Below are 24,244 nucleotides of genomic sequence, written 5' to 3'. Positions count from 1 at the left end.
ACAACTTTTTCTTAAATATTTTTTATCCCGATTAATAACAGATTAAAATCGAATGGCTTATGATCAAGAAAACCCTTTATTTTGGAAATCCCGTTTACTTGTCTTTAAAAAATGCTCAGTTGGTAATAAAGTTACCGGAGGTAGTCAGGAATGATACATTGCCTGAAAGTTTCAAACGAAACTCGGAAGTGACCAAACCTATTGAGGATATCGGAGTTATGGTACTGGATCATAAACAGATTACCATCACTTCGGGAGTATTGGAGGCTTTGCTTGAAAATAATAGTGCTGTTATTACGTGCGATAGTAAAAGTATGCCGGTAGGTTTGATGCTTCCTTTGTATGGGAATACAACGCAAAACGAAAGATTCCGTCAGCAGTTGGATGCTTCTTTGCCGTTGATGAAACAACTTTGGCAGCAAACCATAAAGGCAAAAATTGAAAATCAAGCAGCAGTATTGAAAGAATACTCCGATACAGAAGTGAAATGTATGCATGTATGGGCTGCCGATGTAAAAAGCGGAGATTCAAATAACCTGGAAGCCCGTGCTGCTGCTTATTATTGGAAGAATCTGTTTCGAATAGAAGGTTTTACAAGAGATAGAGAAGGTATTCCACCTAATAATCTGTTGAATTATGGGTATGCTATTTTGCGAGCAGTTGTTGCTCGTAGCCTGGTGGCAAGTGGGCTTTTACCTACTTTTGGAATCCATCATCACAATCGTTATAATGCTTATTGTTTGGCAGATGACATTATGGAACCTTATCGTCCGTATGTAGATCGATTGGTTTGTAACATTATAAAGCAGGGGGTAGATTATGCGGAACTGACGAAGGATTTGAAGGTGCGATTACTTTCTATTCCTACGTTAGAAACAAATATTGGCGGAAAACGTAGTCCGCTAATGGTAGCTGTCGGGCAGACAACGGCTTCTCTATATAAATGTTTTAGTGGTGAATTACGTAGAATTTCCTATCCTGAAATGTAATATGGATAGGTTTAGCGAATATCGTATTATGTGGGTACTTGTACTATTTGATTTGCCTACTGAAACAAAGAAGGATAAGAAAATGTATGCTGATTTCAGAAAGAATTTGCAAAAAGATGGATTTACAATGTTTCAGTTTTCTATCTATGTCCGTCATTGTGGCAGTAGTGAGAATGCGGCAGTGCATATAAAAAGAGTTAAATCTTTTCTTCCTGAGTATGGAAATGTAGGCATCATGTGTATCACAGATAAGCAATTTGGGAATATTGAGCTTTTCTACGGTAAAAAGAGTAAAGAAGTAAATGCCCCAGGACAACAATTGGAACTATTCTAAAAAGGAAAATCCTACAAAACAGTAGGATTTTCCTTTTAAACAACAATTATTTTTTTATTCTAACTTAGTGTTTAAATCCTTGATTAATAGCAAACAATGTAAATTCAGTTGTTTCTAATAGTTCAAAGATACAAAAATGAAAGCAAATCACAACGCATCCCTGTCACGGATCGTATTGGCGGTGTTGTTTCTAATAGTTCAAAGATACAAAAATGAAAGCAAATCACAACGACAGCGGTCGCGATGTGCCCCCTGAATTAGTTGTTTCTAATAGTTCAAAGATACAAAAATGAAAGCAAATCACAACACGTTCATCGCGATGCTGCTGTCTTTAAAGTTGTTTCTAATAGTTCAAAGATACAAAAATGAAAGCAAATCACAACTGATCACGATGTTGCCACGCTGGCGGGTAGTTGTTTCTAATAGTTCAAAGATACAAAAATGAAAGCAAATCACAACGTTTGAAGCTGGCCACCGGTGCACCGCTTGGTTGTTTCTAATAGTTCAAAGATACAAAAATGAAAGCAAATCACAACATGCTGATCAGTTTATGCCTTTGCCTGATGAACAATCAAGGACCATTACATTGGCACAGTTTTCTGCCATTGGAAATACTATCTAATTTTGAGGTTATACGTGTGGTTGAAGAATCGTCCCTTATCCGTATTTACCTTGACGAATCATTCAAGGCAGAAGGTATCCGCTACTCAAAGGAGTTTTTGCGGCTCATAACCAGGCGTTGTTTCTCAAATGCCATACAGACAATCGATAGCTTTCACATACAGAAACTTGCTTGTGATGCTTTGCAGGAAATGCGCATCATCCATAGATGGAATACCACATATGTAGAAACAATAGCGAAAAAAAACGGGGGATCAAGGCGTCCCTTGATTTATATACCCGTACAAAACTCTGTAGTAAAAGTTTTGTTTTCTGTTAAGGTTTTGGCTCTTCCATAGTTAAGGGTGGAGGGCATATAGATGAACTTTAAGCCTCCACAACTTTTTTTCGATACAAAGGAACATATTATATCACAAATAATAAAATTTTTTTGTCGTTATTTACAAGATCTTGTAGGATAATATGATTTTTAAGACTATATGAACTTGATTTTTTGCCAAAAACGATTGAAAAAGGTGAAAGCTACATTCCTTTGGGACTCGGCGGATGTCCAGAAGAGGATATACAGTGGCAAAACTCAAGTCGGAAATTTTATGTTCCCCAAGTCTCCCGATCCAGATTCCGGTAGTTGATAGCTTCCGCCAAATGGCATGCTTCGATATTCGGGGCTGCTTCCAGATCGGCGATCGTACGGGAGACTTTCAGAATGCGGTCGTAGGCACGGGCGGAAAGATTGAGGCGCTGCATGGCGACCTTCAACAAAGACAGGCCGGCAGCATCGGGTACTGCGTATTCGTGAAGCAGCTTGGAGGTCATTTGGGCGTTGCTGTAAATACCTTCATGCCCGGCAAAGCGTTTTTCCTGGATGGCACGGGCTTTCATCACGCGCTCACGTATCGCTTCGCTACATTCGGAAGGATGTCCGTCTGATATCTTCTCGAAAGGGACCGGCACGACTTCCACCTGTATGTCGATCCGGTCCAACAACGGACCGGAAACACGGTTCATATATTTCTGGACGGCACCGGGAGAACAGAGACACGGGCGATCGGGATGATTATAATATCCGCAGGGACAAGGATTCATGGAAGCGACCAACATAAAGTTGGCCGGATAATCGACAGAGAAGCGGGCACGCGAGACCGTTATTGTCCGGTCTTCCAAAGGTTGGCGCATGACTTCAAGCACGCTCCGGTTGAATTCGGGTAATTCATCCAGAAACAAGATGCCGTTATGAGCCAAGCTGATCTCGCCCGGTTGCGGAAAAGCGCCTCCACCGACCATAGCCACATTCGAAATCGTGTGATGGGGCGAACGGAACGGACGCTGTGTCATCAGGGATGTGTTCAGCCCGATCTTGCCGGCGACCGAATGTATTTTGGTTGTCTCCAATGATTCCTGCAAGGTAAAAGGCGGCAAGATGGAAGGAAGACGTTTGGCAAGCATCGACTTGCCACTTCCCGGCGGACCGATCAGGATCAGGTTGTGGCTGCCGGCCGCGGCTACTTCCATCGCACGCTTCACATTCTCCTGTCCGCGCACATCCGAAAAATCGGCTTCAAATTGCAACTGCCGCGCATAAAACTCTTCACGGGTATTGACAACCGTCGGCTCCAATTCCCGTTTTCCTGCTATGAACTCGATCACCTCCTTTATGTTCGAAACGCCATATACTTCCAGGTTATTGACAACAGCGGCTTCGCGGGCATTCTGTTCGGGGACGATAAAACCTTTGAACCCCTCTTCGCGTGCCTTGACCGCAATCGGGAGGATTCCCTTTACCGGCTTCAGACTGCCATCTAAAGAAAGCTCTCCCATCATCATGTAGCGACTCAGCCGAGAGGCATCCAGCTCTTCGGCCGCAGCCAGGATACCGATTGCAAGCGGCAGGTCATACGACGAGCCTTCCTTCCGGATATCGGCAGGCGCCATATTGATCACTATACGATTACGGGGAAACTTGTAGCTGCTTACCTGAAGGGCGGAAATGATGCGCTCATGGCTTTCACGGACAGCCACATCCGGCAACCCTACCAAAAAGAATTGAATACCCTTCGTGCAGTTCACTTCGATCGTAACGACCGTTGCCGATATGCCCTGTACGGCGGCGGCATAAGATTTGACTAACATAGTTAAAGATTTATGATTTATAATTTTTGATTTATGAGTCCGGATAAATATGATTTATGGATAGCGACATTGCATAAATCATAAATCTGGAATTATAAACCAATTAAGTTTTCCAACGTCTGCTTTATCTCGACTCCATTGTCCGTTTTCAGAATGATCTTCCCTTCTTCATCGATCAGGAAACAGCGGGGTAAGGCACTTACATTATACAGATCAACCAACATGGCCGCCTGTCCGGCTGAGTCGGTAACCAGATTCCAGTCGATACTGTCCTTTGCAAGGACTTTCCTCACTCCGGACTGATCGTCGTCGAGGCTGACCAACAACATATCTACCTTCTCTTTCGGGTATTTCATTGCCACTTCATCCAAATACAGATCCTCCGTCTGGCACATATCGCACCAGGGAGCCGTAAACGCAAGCAGCAAATATTTCTTAGGGAAAGAATCCAGGCTGACAGGAGTCCCGTAAATGTTCTTCACATTGAAACCGGGCGCTTCGGCTCCCAAAGCCGTTCTTTTTGCGCGTGTACTGTATTCCTGCAACTTCTTTACCAGATAAAAGTCGTTCAGTTTCGGACTCAACACAGCCAACAGTTCGTCCATTTGACGGGTATCGTCCGGATGATTAAAATAATGTTGTATCAAGATGACGGACGCTTCTTCATCCGGATATTTCTTTATGGCGGCGGCGGCCTCTTCATTCAACAGATGGTTTACATTTGCCAGGCGCGAAGCCATATCCGTTCCTTCTATCGAGCTGTTGACATTTTCTCTGTTTTTCTTATTCAGTTGACGGATCAAGTCAGCCTGTTCCTTCAATAGAGGAGCCATTTCTTTTTTTATTGCGGAAAGACGGTCATTGATCCGTCCTCCTCTGACGCGCAACATGGCGGGATAATCTGCATCTCCGGTGATCGTCACCTTTTCTCCCTTTTCCAGATAGGCGGTAACCCAATGTGTCTTATCTGCAAAGAAAATCGTTACCTCCCTGAAATCCCCCTGTTTCTGTTCGATCAAGAATTCGCCCGGCTTTTCGCAAGTCACCGTATCCACAACTTTTATATCTTCATTCTCAAAAACGGCATATAAGGTCTGATCCTCCAGATTGGTAAGTTTCCCTTCTATCCGGTAAGCAACATCTCCGCCACACGATGACAAAGAAACGATAACCCCAACGACCAGTAATAAATGTCTAATCATGTTACACCTCACATCTCGTATTTACAGATAATTTGGGGTAAAGATAGAAATAGATTTTAAAACATCCTAACATTTATGCTAAATTTAATGTATATATACAAAAAAAGCGCAGAACCGGAGTTCTGCGCTTTCATATAGCCATTATGTATGTTATTACAATTTCGGACCAGCGGCAACCAGTTTCTTACCGGCTTCGTTGCCTGTGAACTTAGCGAAGTTCTTGATGAAACGGCCAGCCAGATCTTTTGCTTTTTCTTCCCACTGAGAAGCGTCAGCATAAGTATCGCGCGGATCCAGGATATTCGGATCAACACCCGGCAATTCTGTCGGTACAACGAAATCGAAGTACGGGATAACTTTTGTCGGAGCTTTGTCGATAGAACCGTCCAGGATAGCATCGATGATACCACGAGTGTCGCGGATAGAGATACGTTTGCCAGTACCGTTCCAACCAGTGTTGACCAAATAAGCCTTAGCACCGGTCATCTGCATCTTCTTAACCAATTCTTCACCGTATTTTGTCGGATGCAATGACAAGAAGGCAGCACCGAAGCAAGCTGAGAATGTCGGAGTCGGTTCAGTGATACCACGTTCTGTACCGGCCAATTTTGCTGTAAAACCAGACAGGAAGTAATACTGAGTCTGTTCCGGGTTCAGGATAGATACCGGAGGCAATACGCCGAATGCATCGGCAGACAGGAAGATAACCTGTTTTGCGTGCGGGCCTTTGGAAACCGGTTTAACGATGTTTTCGATGTGATAGATCGGATAAGAAACACGTGTGTTTTCTGTTACGCTCTTATCAGCGAAATCGATCTTGCCGTTAGCATCAACTGTAACGTTTTCAAGAAGAGCGTCACGTTTGATAGCGTTGTAGATATCCGGTTCGCTTTCTTTATCCAAGTTGATAACCTTAGCGTAGCAACCACCTTCGTAGTTGAATACACCTTCGTTGTCCCATCCGTGTTCGTCATCACCGATCAACAGACGTTTCGGGTCGGTAGACAAAGTTGTCTTACCTGTACCGGACAGACCGAAGAAGATAGCAGAGCTTGTTCCTTCCTTATCCGTGTTAGCGGAGCAGTGCATAGAAGCGATGCCACGCAGCGGGTTCAGATAGTTCATGATAGAGAAGATACCTTTCTTCATTTCACCACCGTACCAAGTGTTCAGGATCACCTGTTCTTTAGTCTTCAGGTTGAAAACAGTAGCAGTTTCTGAGTTCAGGCCTAATTCCTTGAAGTTTTCAACTTTAGCTTTAGCTGCGTTGAAAGAAACGAAATCAGGTTCTCCGTAGTTAGCCAGTTCTTCAGCTGTCGGACGGATGAACATGTTAGTCACGAAGTGTGCCTGCCATGCTACTTCCATGATGAAACGTACTTTCAGACGAGTTGCTTCGTTAGCACCGCAGAAAGTATCGACAACGAACAAACGTTTGCCTGACAATTCTTTTACTGCTTTAGCTTTCAGATCAGCCCAAGCTTCTTCAGAACAAGGCTTGTTATCATTTTTATATTCTTCTGAAGTCCACCATACTGAATCTTCGCTGGCTTCGTTCTTTACGAAAAATTTATCTTTAGGAGAACGACCTGTATAAATACCTGTCATTACGTTCACGGCGCCCAGTTCAGTTACCTGACCCTTTTCGTAGCCTTCCAAACCCGGTTTTGTTTCTTCTGCGAACAGAACATCGTAAGACGGATTGTGAATGATTTCCTTCACGTCTTTAATTCCGTACTTGCTTAAATCTAATGTAGCCATCTTGAAATTAATTTAATTGATTGACTTTATATAACTTTTTCTCTCTACTCAATTACAAAAACACAAGGCAAATCATCATTATACTTACTTGCTGCTCTTTCGCCTTGTTAATCGCGGTACAAAAGTAATACAAATTTTCATAGCATATATCGAATTAAGGAAATTTTTCAGTAATAATTATTCTTTTCCATGCCATTAACATCAAACTCTACCATTTTGTAACACATACTTTACAAATCAGGCTCTTTTATCCAAAGATAGCATCGTGTTTCCCGGCATTCAAGTCATCTTGGATACGATGGAGCACGATAAGCAGAGGGGATAAATGCAGTCTTAAAATATTCACAATTTCAATAGGATCTATCGCGGCGTATTCGTGAGAAATCAGATTTCGTAGACCAAAAACGCTTCGCCATGCTATTTCCGGATAATGTGTCAGTAGTTTCCCGGAAGTAGCCACATCTATCTGCTTCAATAATTCACCCACTATCTGTAAGCGCATGGTAGTCGCATCGAACAAGTCCATACCGTTCGGTGTGCATAAAAAATCATTTGCACAATACACATTAGAAGTCCTCTCAAGTGCTAATTCTGCTTTCTCTGTCAAGAAAGACAAATGTTCTAATATAAATTCTTTAGACGTAGATTGCATCTTGTTTTATATTATTGCGCAACAACGTACGCATGGTTTCAAATATTGGTACCAAATCTATCTCTGTATGGAACAGATGCTCCAACTCTTCTTTAATAGCCATACGAACAAAAAAGTCCGGTTTTTTCAAACGAATGCACACATCTATGTCGCTCTTCTCATTCTGTTCACCACGAGCCACGCTGCCGAAAAGCCCCAATGTCTCGATTCCATACTTTTCTGCGGAACGGGCTTTGTAATCTCTCAGTATTTCTATGATTTCGGCTGTTGTCTTCATTGCTATATCCTTTTGTTTCACAAAGATAGGAATATAAATAAGAAAAGCTGTAAACCCTGAAAAAAGAAGCAAGGGTTTACAGCTTTTCTTATCAGGGAGCGGTTTGCCGCCTTACTTTACTTCCCAGATTTCTCCGCTCATCAGATAATCATGCAGAGAGCGGATGGGGTTCTTGGCCCGGACTTCTTCGATCTGCTGGTGTACGGCTTCATCATAAGTCGGAGCATCCACATCGCGGATCACACCGAGTGCGACCGGCATGTCTTCACCGCCCATCATGGCAAGCATCATGTGCAAAGTGTTATCTTTTTCATGTGCGTCATGTACCAGAACATCATCCAACGTATAGCCATCCTGGCCGATTGTTACGGCTTTCAGTTTCAGGCCTTCCAGCACGATGCCCTTTTCATTGTTCTTGCCGAACAACATCTTCTCGCCATGACGAAGGAAAATCGTACGGTCGGCACGGAATTCCTTGTCGACAATCTTTTTATGGATGCCGTCGTTGAAGATCACGCAGTTCACCAACACTTCTGTCACCGAAGCGCCTTTATGGCGGGCAGAAGCAGCCAGCACTTCAGTCGTATTCTTCAGGTCCACATCGATCACGCGGGCAAAGAAATTGCCACGGGCGCCCAAAGCCAGTTCAGCCGGGATAAACGGATCTTCGACCGTTCCGTAAGGTGAACTCTTGGACACGAAACCACGATCGGATGTCGGAGAATATTGTCCTTTCGTCAGGCCGTATATCTTGTTGTTGAACAAGACGATATTCAGGTCTACATTGCGTCGGATTGCATGGATAAAATGGTTACCGCCGATAGCCAGGCAGTCTCCGTCGCCGGTAACCAACCAGACACTCAGATCGGGGCGAGCCGTCTTCACGCCGGTAGCGATAGCGGCGCCACGTCCGTGGATCGTATGGAAACCGTATGTGTTCATATAATAAGGTAAACGGGAAGAACACCCGATACCCGAAATAACGGCCATATTATGAGGAGCCACTCCTACTTCGGCCATTGCTTTGTGCAAGCAGTTCAACACGGCATGGTCTCCACAACCCGGACACCAGCGTACATACTGATCGCTCTTATAATCTTTCGGTTGAAATTTTACTTCTTCAGTTGCCATCTTTTAAGCCTCCAATATTTTCGTGAATTCCTCAACTAATCTCGCTACAATAAAAGGTTGTCCTTTTACCCGGTTGAAACGGTACGGGTTGAACCCGGCCACTTTACCACGCAGGTAGTTGGCAAACTGCCCGTTGTTCTGTTCGGCAACGACCACCTTCTTGTATTTGCCCAGTACCTCAGCCGTGTTCTTAGGCAGCGGGCTGATGAACTTGAAGTGAGCCAGGGCGACTTTCTTTCCTTGTTCCTGCATGGTTTCCATTGCTTCGTAGAGGTGTCCGTATGTTCCGCCCCATCCGACGATCAGCAGGTCGGCATCGGGATCTCCGATCACTTCCAGTTCGGGGATATAATCGGCAATCTTGTCGATCTTGGCCTGACGGGTCATAACCATTTTCTGGTGATTGATCGGATCGGTCGAGATAGCACTTGTTTCGTAGTCTTTTTCGAGACCGCCCAGGCGATGGGTAAAACCTTCGGTTCCCGGAATAGCCCAATAGCGGACCAGGCTTTCCTTATCACGACGATACGCTTTCCATACTTTTTCGCTCGCATCGTAGTTGGAAACATAATTCGGTTTGATTTCCGGATATTCGGCCAGGTTCGGCAGCTTCCATGCGGAAGAACCGTTGGCGATGAAGGCATCCGTCAGCAGGATGACCGGAGTCATGTGTTCGAGTGCCAACTTTCCGGCCCAGTAAGCGGCATCGAAACAGTCTGTCGGAGTCGAAGCGGCGATCACGACAGCCGGGCTTTCACCGTTACGCCCGTAAAGAGCCTGCATCAGGTCGGTTTGTTCGCTCTTGGTCGGCATACCTGTAGAAGGACCGCCACGTTGCACGTCGATAACAACCAACGGCAGTTCGGCAATCACAGCCAGACCGATCGCTTCGCTCTTCAGCGCCAGACCGGGACCGGATGTGGAAGTCGCAGCCAGGCAACCGGCAAAGCTGGCGCCGATGGAAGTACAGATCCCGGCAATTTCATCTTCCGCCTGGACGGTGATGACGCCGAGTTCCTTATGTTTCGACAGTTCATGCAGGATATCGGTTGCCGGAGTGATCGGGTAGCTTCCGAGGAACAACCGCAAGCCGGCCTTCTCGGCGGCAGCTATCAACCCGTAGGAAGTAGCCTTGTTCCCGTTCACGTCGGTATAGAAACCAGGTGCGGCCTTCTTGCTTTCGATACGGTAAGTGGAGACCGAAGCATGGATATTATGTCCGTAGTTGTAACCGTCCGTCAACGCCTTGATATTGGCCTGTGCGATGATCGGCTTTTTGGCGAACTTGTTCTGCAACATGTGCATCGCTTCTTCCAACGGACGTTCGAACAGCCAGCAAACCAACCCTAATGCGAACATATTCTTACAACGGAGCGCCGACTTGTTGTCCAGGCCAAATTCGGCCAAACCATCTTTCACCATTGTCGAGATAGGCGCTGCCACGACCTGTACGCCACCAAGGCCTAATTCCTGAAACGGATCGTTTGTCGTAAACTGCGCCTTGTCCAAGTCGCTCTTTTGGAATGAATCCGTATCGATCAGAACGATTGCATTGGGTTTCAGGTTCTTCACATTCACTTTCAGTGCAGCGGGGTTCATTGCGACCAGCACGTCCGCCTTGTCACCGGGGGTAAAGATTTTACGGGATCCCAGATGAACTTGGAAACCTGATACACCACTAAGTGTTCCTTGAGGAGCACGCACTTCTGCCGGATAATCGGGGAATGTAGAAATTTCATTCCCAAAAACAGCCGACAGATTGGAAAAGATTGTTCCGGTCAGCTGCATACCGTCTCCGGAGTCTCCCGAAAAACGAATGACAACCTTTTCCAGAGTTGTTACTTTTGTCTGTTCTGCCATAATATACTTATATTAGCTTAATCACTATTATTGATATTTAAGATCGTCGCAAAGTAAAGAATAAACTTTGCGAGTTCAAAACTTTTATGGGTTAAAACGCCGAAAGGTATAGATCAATGTTGTTCGACGAGAGGCCGAACCGATTGGAGACATAGTTGTTGACAGGCTTTCCGCAATACATATAGACTCCGTTCTTGAATCCCGGGTCGCTCTTGACCATCCCCGGTACGGCACCGGCTTCGCCCAACTGGAAAAGCATCGGGACAAAGATATTGCTTAAAGCCATCGAAGTGGTACGTGCCACACGGTTGCTGATGTTCTGCCGGCAATAGTGCAACACGCCGTATTGTTCGAAAACAGCCGGATCGGAAGGGGAGAGGCAACAGGTCGTCTCGAAGCAGCCTCCTTGGTTGACCCTGAGGTCTATGACCAGTGCGCCACGCTTCATGATACGGATCATATCTTCGGCAATGATATACCGGTGGCGCGTATTGATGTAGCGCATCGCTCCGATCACCACGTCGGCGCTGCGGAAAGCGTTTTGCAACACATTCGGATGGAAGGTGGAAGTGAACAAGCCCTGTCCCAAGACCTGCTGAATGGTCCGAAGCTTGTTTATATCGTCATCAAACACTTTCACGGAAGCGCCCAGCGCCATAGCGGCACGGGTGGCGACAGTTCCGGCATTGCCGGCTCCGATGATCACGACCTCGGTAGGCGAAACGCCCGGTATGCCTCCTAACAAGATCCCTTTTCCGCCCTGCGTGTTGCTCAGCAACTCGGAAGCGATTGTAATGGAGGCAGTTCCTTCGATCTCGGAGATCACGTTCAGCACCGGACAGCGCTGCCTGTCATCCGCCAGCAACTCGTATGCGATGGCCGTAATCCGTTTAGCCATCATCAGTTCGAAGGCTTCATGCGGAAAGTTGTTAAACTGGACGGTCGAAAACAATGTGGTACGTGGTTTCATCATCATCACCTCGGCCGTAAGCGGCGGCAGGATTTTCAGGATGATGTCTGCCTGGTACACTTCGGCAGGTGTTGCCACGATCTCGGCTCCCGCTTCCGCATAGTGGTTATCGGAGTAATTGATTCCCAGGCCCGCCCCGGCTTCCACCAGGACACGATGCCCTCGGCCGGTCAGCATGTCGACCGCTTCGGGAGTCAGAGCCAGACGGCGCTCCCCTTCTACCCGTTCACAGGGAATACCTATCAGCAGGCGATTACCCGCCTTGCTGAGTTCTTTCAATAGTTCCTGCGGGATATAAGCCCCCTGCCCTTGTCTGTCCATAATTTAATAGTTGAAAGTTGAAAGTTAAGAGTTGAAAGTTAAGGTTGTGCCAGTTTTCACTTTCAACTCTTAACTTTCAATTCTCAACTCTATAATCGTGTTGCCAGTTCTCGTGATATTTTATGTACGTCCTGATCGGTCATCATCTCTTCCGCATCAAACACGATTGTCGCTTTCGAATAGAAAGGTTCCCTTTTCTCCAAACTTTCGGCGATGAAGGATTTCAGTTCGTCGCCCGAACGACCTTTCAACACCGGGCGGGTGGATTTGCAGAGTTCCAGGCGCTTGGCCAATTCCTCGACCGAAACCTTCAGGTAAACGGTTTGTCCGGCCTCGTTCATAAACTCCATGTTATCAAAAAAACAGGGAGCGCCACCGCCGGTCGAAACCAGGACATCTTCAAAAGCAGCGACTTCGCGGAGCATCCTCCGCTCGATATCCCGAAACGCTTCTTCTCCTTTCTCGGCAAAAAGCTGGCTGACGGTTTTATGGTAACGGCCTTCTATATAATGATCCAAATCGATAAACGAGAGCTCCAACAACCGGGACAACTCCTTCCCTACAGTCGTTTTTCCAGCTCCCATATATCCAATCAGAAATATACGCTTCATATTCATGATGATTGTTTCCTGCAAATGTATACTTTTGTCAGCAAAAACGGCAATTCCGTTAGCACGAAGAAATGTTAATTAATATTACCCGTTAGTGTAATTCCCAAAACATGGGGTAGTAATCCGATTTGGATGGGGTAGTGGTGACATTTTGATACATAGAAAAACAGGAGAGACAATGGCAAAAACAAAGAAATATTATGTAGTGTGGAAAGGCATCACTCCGGGTGTGTATGACAACTGGAACGAATGCAAAGCACAGGTGGACGGACAGGACGGGGCTAAATATAAGTCGTTCGAAACCGAAGAGGAGGCAACGCAGGCTTTTGAGAAAGGATATGAGCATTATCTGAAAACAGTATCTTCCTCCAAAGCAGCTGCAAGCCTGGCCCCGAAAGCTCCGATCGGGAAACCGATATGGGAAAGCCTTTGTGTGGATGCTGCCTGTAGCGGGAATCCGGGAGACATGGAATACCGGGGGGTTTATCCGCCGACCATGCAGGAAATCTTCCGGATTGGGCCGTTAAAGAAAGGGACGAACAATATCGGTGAGTTTCTGGCTCTGGTGCACGGGCTTGCCTTGTTGAAGCAAAAAGGAAGCAGCCTCCCGATCTATTCGGATAGTCGGAACGCCATCGGCTGGGTAAAGAAGAAGAAATGCAAGACACTCTTGGAACGCGTACCGGAGAATGAACCGATCTTCGACCTGATCGAACGGGCGGAAAAGTGGCTTAAAACCAATACATATACGACTCCTATCCTGAAATGGGAAACTACGGAATGGGGAGAGATCCCGGCGGATTTCGGACGAAAATAACTTACAGGCGATCATCGACCCAAGCCGGATCCAGACAGCCTTTCACATCATACACTACGCTGTGCTCCTTCGCCAGCGCCGGAATGTCAAGGGACAGGAAATCGGTATGGGCAACCGCCAAGACGACAACATCGAACTTCTTGTCCGGCAGTGCGGACAGGACTTCCAAGCCATATTCGCGCCGTACGTCTTCCGGACGTGCCCAAGGATCGTAGATCGTCACGTTGATGCCGTAATCTCCGAGGTAGCGGACAACGTCGCCGACTTTGGAGTTGCGCACATCGGGGCAGTTTTCCTTGAAGGTAAAACCTAAGACCAACGCTTCCGCATTCCGCACCGGAACATCTTTTTTGATCATGCACTTCACGACGCGACCGGCGATGTATTCGCCCATCGTATCGTTGATACGGCGTCCGTACAGGATCAGTCCCGGATGGAAACCGTAATCCTCAGCCTTACGGATCAGGTAGTAAGGATCGACTCCTATGCAATGTCCTCCGACCAGGCCGGGCTTGAAAGGCAGAAAGTTCCATTTCGTCCCGGCCGCCGCCAGCACTTCGTTCGTATCGATACCGATCAGATGGAAGATCTTCGACAGTTCGTTCATAAAAGCGATGTTGATATCGCGCTGGGAGTTTTCGATCACTTTGGCTGCCTCTGCCACTTTGATACTGGAAACAGGAAAGGTTCCCGCCTGGATGACCGACCGGTACAGGGCGTCGACCTTCTCCGCGGCTTCGGGTGTGGAGCCAGATGTCACTTTCATGATCTTCTCCACTGTATGCTCCTTGTCTCCCGGATTAATACGCTCCGGCGAATATCCGGCAAAGAAATCGCGGTTGAAAACCAACCCGGATGTTCTCTCCAATATAGGGACACATTCTTCTTCCGTTATTCCGGGGCAGACAGTCGATTCATAGATTACGATATCGCCTCTGCTCAGGACCTTTCCCACCGTTTCGCTGGCCGAATAAAGAGGAGTCAGGTCAGGGCTATGATGTAAGTCGACCGGTGTAGGGACCGCCACAATATAGTAATTGCATCCGCGGAGCTGTTCCGCATTGGACGTACAGAACAATCCCGCCTCACCTTCCTCCGGCAACCGGGGTAGCAGCACGGACTTCAACAATTCGTCCGATACCTCCTGCGTCGCGTCCCGCCCTTCCATCAAGGCAGCCACCCGCTCCCGCTTCACATCATACCCGACCACCGGATAACGCGTAGCAAACAACCGCGCCAACGGCAAACCGACATATCCGAGGCCGATAACGGCAAGTTTTATATTTTCCATAACTAATCCATTATCGTTTAAACAATGAAAAACGAACCAAAACAATGATATGCTTCAATAAACGTTCTATCTTTCTTCCCAATTTATGTTTCCTCCAACTACCATATACCTGATGATGTGCGAAGGCTTCAGAAAATCTCATTTTCTTACACGGAGAAACATTATAACCTGGATAAATAACGATATTATCTTCCAAATGTTGTTCTGTATCTTCGGCCTTATATCCTTTTTTTCTGGCAATCTCAACCATTATCACAGGAGAAATTTTTAGATCAAAAGAACCATCCGGCAAAAGAAAAGGGCGTTGATTATAATAATCAAACATATCCTTGCAATATTGATTTCCCTTTTCACCTATTAGAAATGCAGCCTGCAGACGAATCTCCTCTCCAGCATATTCATTAAAAGAGACAAAACCTTTTTCAGGAATGAATGAATCAAAACGTTTCTCAACCAATATGTCACTATCCATATAGACGCCTCCTTCTTTATAGATAGCATAGAAACGAACTACATCCGCAGCAAAAGCCCACTTCTTAGCTGCCAACGCTTCATCTATAAACCGGCAACCGATAGATTGAGCGTCTGCATAATTCCAAATCCTAACCTTATAGTCCGGCAACACACGTTCCCAACTTTTCAAACATATCTTTATCTCTACTGGATAAGGATCATCACTAAACCAACACAAATGGATTATTTTAGGTACCATAACATCACTCTCTTTTTAGTTAACACTATAACCGTGTATTATTCTTCAAACTCTTTTTATTCTTCTATTCCTGCATACAGCCTCATTAATTGAAAGCATTTACAAAAATCGAACCCTCTCGCTTTCGCATATTCATCCGCAAGGACAGCAAACATTTCCTGTGTACCCGGCAAGCGTTCAAAGTTTTTGCAACCGGCCTCCATCCCAATCTCCATGAAACGAATCCGGTTTAAATCAATGATTTCGACTTTCACACCTCCATCCGTTTCCTTAAACAGTATATTTCCACGAGAATAATCCTTATGTAAATAACCATGTTCATGCATGGCAGCCGTCGTGCGGGCAATCGCACGAAGTATTTGTTCCTGACCAGGGAAATCGGTTTTCATTAAATCATAATAGGTATATGGGCATTCGGATTTTAAACTGACATAATAGCTATGTGTGAACAACAACCCAGACCGTTCGGTATAATAACCTACCGGCTGAGGTGTTCCAATTCCTGATTGTAACAGCATTTTTGCATATTCATACGAACGTTGCGCTTTGGAAGAACGAAACAAACCATAAACGATCCGATTAATCAAATTCGGCTTACGGAAAGATTTTACTACCAAATCCACCCCTTTATATCTGAACTCACGCAATTCATTACGTCCTTTATAAATAACCCTTCCTTCACCATTCTTGAAATAGACAGGAAGAACTTTTATAAAAGAGAAAAAGTCTGCATACACTTCATTTACAAATACGACACGGGGATGGAATATTCGATATATTTTATTTATCAACTTCGACCAAGTCCTCCTATACCTTAGAGGGCCGCCCAATTCCCGCTCGAAAAACTCAGGATGACGTTTATTCAAGATGTCTATCACATGTTTTTTCAGTGAACGATCCGTTACACGTTTAGAACTGTTTCTTATCCGGTAGTGTAAAGATATGTCTGGAAGCTTTACCACCTTACCACCATCCTTCAATACCGATATCCAAAACTCCCAGTCCTCACGGGCTATAATTTCCTCACAATATCCATTTACCCGTTTCCAATCCGACTTCCTGTATAAAGCACAAGTATCCATGATATTCTTCCGTGCCAATAGGTTTAAGGAAAAAGGAGGTAAAACCCATTCTCCGGAACGATCACCAAAAAAGTCGGCACGCGGACTCACGACTTTTATATCTTCATCCTGTATAATTATTTCAACAGCCTTACGGATAAAATCCGGAGTAATAGTATTGTCCGCATCAACCGGAAGAATCAACTCCCCTTCCGCCAATGCTATTGCATGGTTGCGGGCAGCACAAGCTCCGGCGTTCGGTTGAGTGTGGACTTTTACCCGTGGATCTTTCCGGGCATACTCTTTTGCAATTTCCAACGAAGCATCTTTTGAGCCGTCGTCCATAACGACCACTTCAAAGGACGGATAATCCGAAGCTAATACCGAATCAAGCGTTTCACCCAGATACTGCTCCATGTTATACACGGGTACGATAACCGAAACCAACGGCGAATTTTCCATAAAGCCAATCAGATTTTATCGAGCCCTTTTGTAAACTTCAACCAGTAATACTTCAAGGGATTCGTATATTTAAGTTGTTTCCAGGGACGGCTGCCGTGCGGACGATGCCATACGGTCAACGTTGTAAACAGGTAGTTTGTGAATCCTTTTTCCAGAGAACGATGCGAGATTGTCACATCGTGCCAGTTCTTTTCCGGATCCAGTTGATGGAAATCGAAAGCTTTCAGGAAAGACACGGTCAGCAGGGAGCAACAGAAACTCAAATGCTTTTTCTCTGGAAAGACTTTGCCCTCCTTACCTTTGGCATATAAATACGGATAATTGATATTTTCCTGTTCATCGACTGTTACGGCGGCAGCGATGCCACAATCCGGACGTGTCAAAGCGCCATCGAACAACGACTGCAATGTATGCTTCTTTACGATCACGTCTGATTCGACAATCAAAAGCCCGGCATCGGCAGCAATCGCTTTTTGCTGTGCAGCCTGAAGGATCAGAAGATAGTTGGGAGAAGGATGATCGGTCAGGTCTGACAGGTTAATCAGTTCGAAGCCCATCTTCTCGGAGGCTTCACGAAGACGCACCGTATTTTCATCCGTGCTGAAGTCATTATATACACAATAGTGATAAGGAACCGTAAAATCAGATGACAGAATCGACTCGATTGTCTGTAAAGTCAGCTCTATCGAATCTTTCACCGGGGTAATGATATGTAATTGCTTCATTTTCCTTCTTTTTAAATTTCACTCTCTGAATCTATATTCACAGCCTGCTATTGTTCTTCCAAGACGGCTTGCACACGGGACACGATCTTTTCTGCCGGCAACTGCGTCAAGCAGGCCCAGTCTCCTCTGTAACATTCTCTCTGTCCAAATTGCGAACAGGGACGACAAGGCAACGGCAACTCGATCACATCCTCCGGACGTTGCCGATAGCCATAGAAACCTGTATAAATATGTGTTGCCCCCCATATGGACAACACACGAGTCCCGACCAACGATGCAAAATGCATATTCGCCGAATCCATGCTAAGCAACAGGTCCAACTGACTAATTAACGCCAATTCATTATCAAGCGTATATTTACCCACCACATTCTTTACACGTGGATAGCGATAAGCCCAATCTTCCAATACCGCCTCTTCATACCCTTTCGCTCCGAACAGGAATAAAGTCAAGTCTTCTCTTTTAGAAAGAATAGCCACAACCTGCTCCATTTCTTCAATCGGATATACCTTACCCTGATAACGGGCAAAAGGAGCGACACCTAACCATTTTCCAGTCTTAACTCCGGCAATAGCTTCCATTTTCGACAAATCTGCAGGTCGCGATTCAAACAAAGAAGTAAAAGACTCGATATAGGCCAATCCTGCCGCACGGAACACATCAGCATACCGCTTGATAACGGTCGGCAGCGGTTCCAGCTTCTTATTTTCCCTACGCATAAGCGGAGGATATCTTTTTCTGATTTTATCCAGAACGTAGATAGGTTTGCCTTTTAACCGAAAAGCGGCGCAGATAATCCAAGTCCGGATCACATCCTGCAAGTCCAAGATAATGTCGTAATCGAACTTCACCAAAGCAGAGGTAAATCGCAAAAGACCGAGTAGTGTTTTCTCCGCCCCTTTAGTGCTGATACCTATCACTTCCAGATTAGACGGCCGGTTCATGAATACCGGCATCATAAACGCCTGCGTCAGCACCGTAAACGAATCTTGCGGATTAGCTTTGGCTGCGGAATAGATGATCGGAAGCGTCATCGCCACGTCGGCAATCGCAGCGAGCCGTATTACTAATATCTTCGCCATTATTTCTTATCGTACATTTTCATTTGCTTATAGACCTTCATATGTTTACGTCCTGCTTTGATATCAGCCAGCAGTTGATCCAAAGCAATGGACAGGTCTTTTTTTTGTTCCAACAGGATTTTCAGCTTCTTTTCGCATTTTGCTCTATACTCGGATGTAATATCCGATGCTTCTGTTTCCTGTCGCATATGATAGATTTTCAAAATCAGGATGGAAAGGCGGTCGATTGCCCAAGCCGGGCTCTCTGTGTTGAAGGTAGCATCCGGTTGCACCTTCACATTTTTATATTGATCGAGAAAGAAACTGTCTATTAACTCCACAAGGTCTGTACGATCCAGATTCGACTTGTCGATACGGTGCATGATTGCCAATGCATCAACCGGTTCGATGGAAGTGCCACGTATGAGATCTTCCATATGCCACTGCACGGCATCAATCCAATTCTTCAAATAAAGATAAAACTCGATACTCTTCACCTCATAGGGATTATGTACCGTAGCATCTATATGATTAGTGATATGATACGCATTCGTAGCCTGCTCAAAAACCCGGCAACACTTCTCGCTGAAACTCATACAGTTCAAATTACTTAGTAAATACAAACGTACAAAGATAGCAAGTTTTTTTATCCTTTCAGCATATCGCTTTTTTTTGTCCAGGCAACCGCGCCAAAATCACGATCAAATATCATTTTGTCAGTAAAGGTTTTCCGCAAAATAACCATCATACTATCATTTTCTTCCTTTATGCACTATTGTTCAACGGCTTAAAGCATGATAGTTCCTGCTTTAAACTATCATGCTGCTATCGTGCAACTATCATGTTCTCAGTCTATAATTTTATCTATATCGCTGATAATATGATATTTATATTCTATTGAACCAAAATGGTCATTAGCAAACATAAGGGACTATTGTGTTAAAAAAGCAGGTATTCTACCTAATTATAATCGGAAACAGTGCATAAAACCTCCTCGGACAAGGCAGATAAACAGCTCTACATCCCTGTTTCGGTTTCATCAAGATCCGGATCTCCACATCTTCCACACCCGGGTCTCCACATCTTCCACACCCGGATCTCCCGTGTCCCGCTACCCGGGCCTGAAGAAACTTTTCAAATTGTTTTTTGTAAAAGAGTAGCTTGTATTCATGAAAAAACGAGTCTATTTATATATTTTGTATCAGCATCAGAGTATATCTGTAATTTGATAGAATACTGATATATAATATCTTATTGATTTTTACCCATGATGGTTATGATAGATAAAACAAGGATTGAGTTCCCCTTATGATTTTTGGTGCGGTTGCCCTATTTTTTTGTCAGGAAAAGAATATGACAGGAGGTGTGTCGAAACAAAATTCTGCCTATTAGTAAGTAGAATTTAGGCACGGATTACACGGAATTTATCCGTGTAAATCTGTGCCTAAAGGATCGTGATAAAGGTACTTTGCACGTCTTTCGTCGCCGACCTATAATATTATTCCACGTTATATCCGGTAATCAAGACTTCGCCTTCATTGCCTCTGGTATCTTCATCCTTCCAGCTCATGCGGACTTCCTTCTTTTCGCCCGGAAGCAAAGAGAAGTAGTTGTCGGAATAGAATACCGGCAGAATCTGCTGGCCGTCTTTGTTTCCGACTACATTGAGGCGGATCATCAAAGCCGGCGTAGAAGTCTTGTTTTCGACAACGGACACGGCGCTCCAGGTCCCGTCTGCATTCTTATCCACAGTTGTCGTGGTCTGCAAAGCGACCTTTGCCAACTGGCGAAGGTCCTGGTAGTTGTTTTCTTCCAAACTTCTGTGATAGAAGTTGTCGGAAACGACTTTTCCATTTTCGGTCAGGACCATTTTGATGAAATGGACTTTCGACAGGTCAGCCGGAAATGACAGCTTGATGCATTTGTTGGTCGTATCTTCATTGCTATCGACAGTCGCTTCTTTTTCCCAAGCCACGGATGCATCCATATTCAGTATTTGGACTTTTGCCGTCAGGCCTTTACGCGTATCGGCGCTGTAATTGACCACTTCCACCTCATCCGTTGCCGGATTCCACTGGATATGCAGCGGTTCGGAAGCCTTTTTGATCGCGAAATAGGCGGCAGTCGGCTCGAAATAATAATCATACGTCTGCCATACCATAGAAGGCCAGCAAGAATGGCTCATCCACATCAGCAGACCTTTGCGGTTCTGGCTTCTGGACTCGAACAAACTACGGTGGCCGTCATAGTTCACCCACTGTGCCAGGCTGGCAAACTCTTTCGCATTTTGCGGCTCGCCATATCCTTTTGCAATGATCTCATTGAAAGAAGTACAGCCCTGTGCCCCTTCACGTGTATAGTCGTGCATGCCCCATTCGTTATCCTGCGGCCAGATTCCTTCCGGCGAGAAGGTACGGAGCATGCTTTCGTAGGTCATTACGTTCGGCATGCCTCGTTCGCTATGAAATTTATCATTGCCGGTCTTCAGCGTGAAATACTCTTTTGCCGGGAGCATACGGTACGGACCGTGACCGCTCACCACATCGTCAGCCGAGCTGGAGATATAGTGGATATCCGGATGGTCTTCCTTGATGATACGGCGCAACGCCTTGTCGATCTGTTCGGGCGGGAAACCTTCGTTACGTCCGCAATAAAGAGCAATGGAAGCATGGCTACGAATCCGTTTTACATAGTCTTCCGCATTGGCGATAAACATTTCAGGGTAATACGGATCGGGGCCGTCGGCCGGATTTGCCAGCCAAAAGTCCTGCCAGATCATGATACCGTGGCGGTCACAGGCTTCATAGAGTTCCTTATCGCCGATCATGCCGACCCAGTTACGCATCATCGTAAAGTTCATATCGGCATGGTAAGCCACAGCAATATCATATTCGCGACCACGATAGTTCAGGTTGGATTCACTGAAGCCCCAGTTTCCTCCCCGACCGATAAAGCGTCGGCCGTTGACAAAGAGACTCAATATCTGGTTGTCTTCATTAAACGTCATCTGGCGGATACCGACCTTGAAGTCTTTCGCGTCCGAAACGGTATCCTCGATCTTGAACGTAAAGTTCGCATCATACAGGTTCGGCTCTCCGTACCCTTTAGGCCACCACAAGCGTGGGTTCTCCATCTTCAGTTGCGGGAAATCCTTGACATCGAAAACGACCGTCTTTTCCTCGCCGGCCGCCAAGGAGACCGGCTGCCGGAAGGTGATATCTCCAACCTTCCCTTCCAACGTGCCGTTTACCGTATTGGCATCGTGGTTCTTCACGATTACCTCGGCCGTCAATGTAGCAGAAGTCGTATCTGGTAACGGCAGGACAGACGTAACAAGCGGGTCGGCAACTGTCACTTTTCCGGTTGAGGTCAGGAAGACATCGTTCCAAATACCGATATTGCGACCACGAACCGTCGGAATCCAGTCCCAACCGATCGTTGCATGGAACGTCGGGTTATCAGCTCCTAAGATTCCACCGTTGAAGTCCGTACTCTGTTTATTCTTTTCCTTGATCGCCCCGATATGATTATTTCGGATAATCTCTACGGCCAGCACATTCTTGCCCGGAACAACCAGATCTGTCACATCGAACTTACCCCGCATAAAGGCTCCTTCGATACGGCCCAGTTTCTTCCCGTTCAGATAGACATTTGCTTTCCAGTTGATACCGTCGAAATTCAGGAACAGGCGATCCTGTTTGAATCCCTCGGGTACTTCAAACTCGTCACGATACCAGAAGTTGGACCAGAAGAAAGATTCGGATACCTGTAACTGGTTGTCCGCATAGTTCGGATCGGCAATGGCCCCGATATTCTTGTAACTGCTCAATACTGTTCCCGGCACAGTTGCCACGATCCAGTTCTCCGGCTTGAACTCCGGAGTCGAGATTTCTTCGCCCGAAACAGCCACTTCAGAAGCGCGTTGCAATTTCCAGTTACCGCCGGAAAGGTTCATTTCCCCTTTTGATGCAGCAGGTGAAGCCACAGGCCGGGCAACCAGACCGCCTTTACCCATTACTTCTATTTCGCTCAGGATATAACGGCTGTCGTTCGCCGGCTGTTGCATCAAAACACGCACATAGCGAGCCTGCTGCTTGCCGTTCAGGGCGATCTCATCGTTCAACCCGTCACCACCCGGCAACTCGGCTGCATCTTTCCACAATTTGGCATCGTCCGACACCTGTATCTTCCCTTTCACGGCTTTATTGATCCAGTGTAGGTTCACTTTGTCAAATTCAGACTGGCTGCCCAAATCCACATACAACCATTCTTCACCTGTCGTTGCGCTCATCCAAGCGCTATTGAAGAACTGGGACGGCTTCATTTCCACCAGCCCGTCCTTATTCTGGAAGTTCGCCTCCGTAAACACCCAGTCATGGGCACCCGTCATCCTCAACAGTACGCGGTAAGCAGAATAGGCGGCTTCTTTATCAAAAGTTATCGTCTCTTCCAATTTACGTACCGGCATAGTCGTCGTCTGATCGGTCTGCTTGTTCGGATCGGTCACCGGAACACGGTAAGACAATGCTTTACCCGGCAGTCCGTTACCGCTCAGTTTTCCTATTTCCGTCCAGTTCTGCCCATCGTTGGAGCCCTGGCAAATGATTTCATATCCGCCTTTCGAAACCTTATCATCATAAACGACCGTTCCTACCAAAGAGAGTTTTCCGACCGTTTTGCTATAGTTCGCCAATGTAAACTGAAAATAAGTATCTTCTCCGGTAAAAGTATTCCGTGAATAAGGACCTTCGTCGATCATCCATTCGCGTTCCCGTCTCGGGACATCACCTTCGGGCGTCGACAAGTTCAAATACTGCGGCTGCTTGTCGGAAACAAGACCGTCTGTAGCCAATTGCGCTACCAGATTGTAGTCATGGCTGGAAGAGGCAAAAGCCGAACGCAGAAGGGCTATATTCCGGTAAGTTGAATGGTCCGGAACCAATGAAGGAGAGAAATCTTCCTTCGGACTACCCGGATACTGCCCGATACCGCGTGTGTAATAATCCGACCGTTCAAACGATTTGTCGGCCGTCGCACCGGCCCCGCTACATCCCCAAAGGATCAACGATGCCATCGCCGCCCCGCAAAGGGAGAGGACGCGAGTGCTCTTTTTCTGTTCATTAAAAGTGTTCATATATGAAATTTGCTTGATTTTGTGCTTTTTGAACGCCTTAACCCCTCTTGAAAAGAAGTTTGCACAAACTTACGGAAAAAACTAATTCCACCGCTATATTTCAGTAATAACTTTAATCGTTA

Annotated in this window: 20 protein-coding genes, 1 pseudogene and 1 CRISPR repeat array; of the genes and pseudogenes, 4 read left to right on the top strand and 17 right to left on the bottom strand. The window is 45.9% G+C overall.

Going from position 1 to position 24,244, the window contains the following annotated elements:
* Positions 1-59 precede the first annotated feature (59 nt).
* The 3 genes from cas1 to BQ9893_RS22225 all read left to right on the top strand — a co-directional run bounded on the left by cas1 (position 60) and on the right by BQ9893_RS22225 (position 2,282).
* On the top strand, positions 60-989 hold the full coding sequence (gene cas1 / locus BQ9893_RS16340) for a type II CRISPR-associated endonuclease Cas1 (protein WP_075966920.1): 930 nt from the start codon (positions 60-62) through the stop codon (positions 987-989).
* 1 nt (position 990) lies between these two features.
* The gene (gene cas2, locus BQ9893_RS16335; RefSeq protein ID WP_075966919.1) at positions 991-1,323 is read left to right on the top strand and encodes a CRISPR-associated endonuclease Cas2; all 333 of its coding nucleotides are present in this window, start codon (positions 991-993) and stop codon (positions 1,321-1,323) included.
* Positions 1,324-1,430: 107 nt separating this feature from the next.
* Positions 1,431-1,859: direct repeats of the CRISPR family, unit length 47 nt; unit sequence GTTGTTTCTAATAGTTCAAAGATACAAAAATGAAAGCAAATCACAAC.
* Entirely contained in the window at positions 1,860-2,282 is a 423-nt protein-coding gene (locus tag BQ9893_RS22225) for a transposase (protein WP_317042854.1), read from the top strand.
* A 253-nt stretch (positions 2,283-2,535) separates the two neighbouring features.
* On the opposite strand, the gene BQ9893_RS16325 is transcribed toward BQ9893_RS22225, so the two are convergent.
* From BQ9893_RS16325 to BQ9893_RS16285, 9 genes are all read right to left on the bottom strand, one after another.
* Positions 2,536-4,074 carry a YifB family Mg chelatase-like AAA ATPase gene (locus BQ9893_RS16325; RefSeq protein WP_075966917.1) on the bottom strand — a complete coding sequence of 513 codons (1,539 nt, stop codon included), beginning with the start codon at positions 4,072-4,074 and terminating at the stop codon, positions 2,536-2,538.
* Between the two features lie 92 nt (positions 4,075-4,166).
* The gene (locus BQ9893_RS16320; RefSeq protein ID WP_075966916.1) at positions 4,167-5,276 is read right to left on the bottom strand and encodes a TlpA disulfide reductase family protein; all 1,110 of its coding nucleotides are present in this window, start codon (positions 5,274-5,276) and stop codon (positions 4,167-4,169) included.
* A 153-nt stretch (positions 5,277-5,429) separates the two neighbouring features.
* Positions 5,430-7,037: a phosphoenolpyruvate carboxykinase (ATP) gene (pckA, locus tag BQ9893_RS16315; protein ID WP_075966915.1), complete on the bottom strand. Its 1,608-nt coding sequence runs from the start codon at positions 7,035-7,037 to the stop codon at positions 5,430-5,432.
* A 247-nt stretch (positions 7,038-7,284) separates the two neighbouring features.
* Positions 7,285-7,689: a HepT-like ribonuclease domain-containing protein gene (locus BQ9893_RS16310; protein WP_075966914.1), complete on the bottom strand. Its 405-nt coding sequence runs from the start codon at positions 7,687-7,689 to the stop codon at positions 7,285-7,287.
* Positions 7,673-7,987 (bottom strand): nucleotidyltransferase family protein, encoded by a 315-nt coding sequence (locus BQ9893_RS16305; RefSeq protein WP_374046544.1) that lies wholly within the window; start codon positions 7,985-7,987, stop codon positions 7,673-7,675. Before BQ9893_RS16305 ends, BQ9893_RS16310 begins: the two co-directional genes overlap by 17 nt.
* Before the next feature lie 90 nt (positions 7,988-8,077).
* Positions 8,078-9,097: a 2-oxoacid:ferredoxin oxidoreductase subunit beta gene (locus BQ9893_RS16300; RefSeq protein WP_075966913.1), complete on the bottom strand. Its 1,020-nt coding sequence runs from the start codon at positions 9,095-9,097 to the stop codon at positions 8,078-8,080.
* A gap of 3 nt (positions 9,098-9,100) precedes the next feature.
* Positions 9,101-10,957, bottom strand: coding sequence for a 2-oxoacid:acceptor oxidoreductase subunit alpha (locus tag BQ9893_RS16295; RefSeq protein WP_075966912.1), 1,857 nt, complete (start codon positions 10,955-10,957; stop codon positions 9,101-9,103).
* A 91-nt stretch (positions 10,958-11,048) separates the two neighbouring features.
* Positions 11,049-12,248, bottom strand: a complete 1,200-nt coding sequence (locus tag BQ9893_RS16290; RefSeq protein ID WP_075966911.1) for an alanine dehydrogenase — start codon at positions 12,246-12,248, stop codon at positions 11,049-11,051.
* Between the two features lie 89 nt (positions 12,249-12,337).
* Entirely contained in the window at positions 12,338-12,859 is a 522-nt protein-coding gene (locus tag BQ9893_RS16285) for a shikimate kinase (RefSeq protein WP_075967411.1), read from the bottom strand.
* Between the two features lie 178 nt (positions 12,860-13,037).
* On the opposite strand from BQ9893_RS16285, the gene BQ9893_RS16280 reads away from it, so the two are divergent.
* Positions 13,038-13,676, top strand: a complete 639-nt coding sequence (locus BQ9893_RS16280; RefSeq protein ID WP_075966910.1) for a ribonuclease H1 domain-containing protein — start codon at positions 13,038-13,040, stop codon at positions 13,674-13,676.
* A gap of 1 nt (position 13,677) precedes the next feature.
* Here the strand turns inward: BQ9893_RS16280 and BQ9893_RS16275 are convergent, their stop codons facing one another.
* The 8 genes and pseudogenes from BQ9893_RS16275 to BQ9893_RS16240 form a co-directional block, all read right to left on the bottom strand.
* Entirely contained in the window at positions 13,678-14,967 is a 1,290-nt protein-coding gene (locus BQ9893_RS16275; protein WP_075966909.1) for a nucleotide sugar dehydrogenase, read from the bottom strand.
* 10 nt (positions 14,968-14,977) lie between these two features.
* Positions 14,978-15,679, bottom strand: a complete 702-nt coding sequence (locus tag BQ9893_RS16270; RefSeq protein ID WP_075966908.1) for a glycosyltransferase family 32 protein — start codon at positions 15,677-15,679, stop codon at positions 14,978-14,980.
* 56 nt (positions 15,680-15,735) lie between these two features.
* Positions 15,736-17,202, bottom strand: coding sequence for a glycosyltransferase (locus tag BQ9893_RS16265; protein ID WP_075966907.1), 1,467 nt, complete (start codon positions 17,200-17,202; stop codon positions 15,736-15,738).
* An 8-nt stretch (positions 17,203-17,210) separates the two neighbouring features.
* The gene (locus tag BQ9893_RS16260) at positions 17,211-17,927 is read right to left on the bottom strand and encodes a glycosyltransferase family protein (RefSeq protein ID WP_075966906.1); all 717 of its coding nucleotides are present in this window, start codon (positions 17,925-17,927) and stop codon (positions 17,211-17,213) included.
* 47 nt (positions 17,928-17,974) lie between these two features.
* Entirely contained in the window at positions 17,975-19,009 is a 1,035-nt protein-coding gene (locus tag BQ9893_RS16255; protein ID WP_075966905.1) for a glycosyltransferase family 9 protein, read from the bottom strand.
* Positions 19,009-19,584, bottom strand: a complete 576-nt coding sequence (locus BQ9893_RS16250; protein WP_075967410.1) for a DUF4254 domain-containing protein — start codon at positions 19,582-19,584, stop codon at positions 19,009-19,011. Before BQ9893_RS16250 ends, BQ9893_RS16255 begins: the two co-directional genes overlap by 1 nt.
* Positions 19,585-19,944: 360 nt before the next feature.
* A pseudogene (locus BQ9893_RS22450) lies at positions 19,945-20,159 on the bottom strand (hypothetical protein).
* Positions 20,160-20,486: 327 nt separating this feature from the next.
* Complete coding sequence (locus BQ9893_RS16240; RefSeq protein ID WP_075966904.1) at positions 20,487-24,122, bottom strand: glycosyl hydrolase 2 galactose-binding domain-containing protein; 3,636 nt, start codon at positions 24,120-24,122, stop codon at positions 20,487-20,489.
* Positions 24,123-24,244: the final 122 nt, after the last annotated feature.

It is taken from the genome of Parabacteroides massiliensis (genome assembly GCF_900155425.1).
Classification (GTDB): Bacteria; Bacteroidota; Bacteroidia; order Bacteroidales; family Tannerellaceae; genus Parabacteroides; species Parabacteroides massiliensis.
Note: the sequence above shows the minus strand (reverse complement) of the source record. Positions and strands in the feature narration are given on the sequence as shown.